This is a genomic window from Candidatus Binataceae bacterium (assembly GCA_036495685.1).
Classification (GTDB): domain Bacteria; phylum Desulfobacterota; class Binatia; order Binatales; family Binataceae; genus JAFAHS01.
This window is the reverse complement of record DASXMJ010000116.1, coordinates 1-2,566: the sequence shown is the minus strand read 5'-3', so window position 1 is coordinate 2,566 and position 2,566 is coordinate 1. Positions and strand designations below refer to the sequence as shown.

The following is a 2,566-nucleotide window of genomic DNA, read 5'->3' as shown; positions in this document are numbered from 1 at the left end:
CACAGCGGATGGAACTCCGCGAGCGGGCGCATCAGGGCGATGGCCTCGCCGACATCCCACGCCTGGTTTGCATCCATCATCATAAGAGCGTCGCGGCCGATCTCCTCGCGCACCAGCGCGGCGCGACGTACATTTTCATCCGAGTCGCGCCCTACTTTGATCTTGAAACGCGTCCAACCCGCCGCGCGCGCTTCGCGGCATAGTTTGCGCACGAGGTCATCGGGATACCCCATCCATCCCGCGGAAGTGATGTACGCGGGATAGCCGTCCTTGCGCATCTCCGCTTCGCGAGCCGCGCGGGTCGGCAGCTTGTCACGCAGGATTTGGAGCGCCTCGTCGCGGGTGAGCGCATCAGTCAGGTAGCGGAAGTCGATGCAATCGACGAACTGCTCGGGAGTCAGGTCGGCGACCAGCTGCCATACCGGCTTGCCTTCCACCTTGGCCCACAGGTCCCAAATCGCGTTCACGATCGCGGCGGTGGCGAGATGAATCACCCCCTTCTCTGGGCCGATCCATCTGAGCTGGCTTTCCCCGCTGAGGCGCCGCCAGAAACCCGCCATGTCCCCGATGATGGATTCGAGGCTCAGCCCCACGACCAGAGGCTTGAGTGCGTTAATCGCAGCAACGCAGATTTCGTTGCCCCGGCCGATGGTGAAGGTCATGCCATGGCCGCAGAGACCATCGCCTGCATCGGTTTGGAGAATCACGTAGGCACCGGAATAGTCCGGGTCAACGTGCATCGCGTCCGAGCCCGCCTTGCTCTCCGAGGTCGGCATCCGGATATCGCGAGCGTTGAGCCTGACGAGCGTGCGTGGCATGACCGCTTCCCTCGCGCGGCATGGTAGCATCGCGGCAACACATCATGGCAACCACCCAAGCGGTGCTCGATTCGCTTAGTCAGCGATGGGCACAACCCACGGCGCCTAGACCAATCGTGTTAGTAGGTGCAGGCAGCATCGTGCGCGACGCGCATCTGCCGACCTATGTGCGCTTGGGGTTTCCGGTCGCAGGAATTTTCGACATCAATCACTCGGCGGCGGCGCAGCGGGTGGCGCAGTTCAAGCTGCCGCGCGCCTTCGACTCGCTAAAGGCGGCGTTGGCGACGGACGCGGTCTTCGACATCGCGGTGCCGCCGCATCAGATCGCCGCAATCCTCGAGCAGATGAGTCCGAATTCGGCGGTGCTGATTCAGAAGCCGATGGGGCGCGATCTTGCGGATGCGCGTCGCATCCTCGCACTGTGCCGCGAACGTCAGCTCACAGCAGCGATGAACTTTCAGCTCCGCTTCGCGCCCAACATGCTGGCGCTGCGCGACGCGGCGGGGCGCGACCTCCTCGGCGAGTTCACCGACCTGGAGGTCCGCATCATGCTGCATACGCCGTGGAACTACTGGGCCTTCCTCAAGCGTGAACCCCGGCTGGAAGTCCTGATGCATTCGATTCATTACCTGGACCTGTTGCGTTCGATGCTGGGTGAGCCGCGCGGGGTCTATTGCAAAGCGGTGCGGCATCCGGAATTGCCGGACTACGCGGATGCACGTACATCGATCATTCTTGACTATGAGGACCGCATTCGCGCGAGCCTGACGATGAACCACACGCATAAATTCAACCCGCGTTACGCGGTCTCGCAACTGAAGCTCGAGGGCACGCGGGGAGCAGCCATTGCGAAGATGGGTGTGAATCTCAACTATCCGGAGGGCGAGCCGGATCGGCTGGAAGTCACGACCGGCGACGACTGGCACGAGGTACCCCTGCGCGGCTCGTGGTTCCTGGAAGCGTTCGAAGGACCGATGTCAAACCTGCAACGATTCGTGGCGGGAGAGGACAAGGCGCTCATCTCGCCAATCGAAGACGCGTTCAAAACGATGGCGCTGGTAGAGGCGTGCTACGAGTCGAGCGCCCGCGGCGGAACGCCGATTCCAAGAGAATAGCGATTCTCAAGCTCACCCAGCCGGGACAGAATCCGGCTTTGTGAGATCCAATCGCTTGCGTTTCCCTGGGATGAGGCCGTCACTTGCGGGCGGGATTCAGCTTCATCTTGATAGGCATGTGCTTGATACCGCCGACGAAGCTGGAGCGCAGCCGCTCGACCGGGCCAGCGAGCTCGGCGTATTCCATCCGTTCGATCACCTGGCGGAAGATGACTTCGAGTTCCAGTCGGGCGAGGTTGGCCCCCAGACAGAAGTGCTCGCCGATTCCGAACGCAATGTGCGGATTGGGATCGCGGCTCACGTCGAACTTGAACGGGTTATCGAAGACTTCTTCGTCGCGATTCGCTGACGGGTAAAACAGGCATACCGATTCACCCGCGCGAATCTTCTGACCGCGAACTTCCGTGTCTTCGACGGCAGTGCGCGCGAACTGAATCACCGGTGTGGTCCAACGCACGATCTCTTCGACCGCTGGCTTGAGTAGCGCTGGATTTTTTCTTAGCCGATCCCATTGATCGGGGTTTTCGATCAGCGCGAGCAGGCCACCGGTGGTTGCATTGCGGGTGGTCTCATTGCCGGCCACCACCAGCAGGAAAAAGTATGAGAGCAGTTCGAGCTGTGGCAGTGGCTGTC

At 61.6% G+C, this 2,566-nt stretch carries 3 protein-coding genes; 1 reads left to right on the top strand and 2 read right to left on the bottom strand.

The features are described 5' to 3' along the window. Positions 1–818 (bottom strand): enolase C-terminal domain-like protein (locus tag VGI36_11810; GenBank protein ID HEY2485828.1); only part of this gene is annotated, 818 nt, incomplete at its 3' end. A 44-nt stretch (positions 819–862) separates the two neighbouring features. Here VGI36_11810 and VGI36_11805 point away from each other — a divergent pair. Continuing rightward, a complete protein-coding gene (locus VGI36_11805; protein HEY2485827.1) occupies positions 863–1,933 on the top strand; it encodes a Gfo/Idh/MocA family oxidoreductase in 1,071 nt (356 codons plus the stop codon). 79 nt (positions 1,934–2,012) lie between these two features. Here the strand turns inward: VGI36_11805 and VGI36_11800 are convergent. Next, positions 2,013–2,566 (bottom strand): cytochrome P450 (locus VGI36_11800; protein ID HEY2485826.1); only part of this gene is annotated, 554 nt, incomplete at its 5' end.

Excerpts from the sequence above, each read along its gene's own strand:
- VGI36_11805 (HEY2485827.1), top strand. The coding sequence starts at position 863 with ATGGCAACCACCCAAGCGGTGCTCGATTCGCTTAGTCAGCGATGGGCA.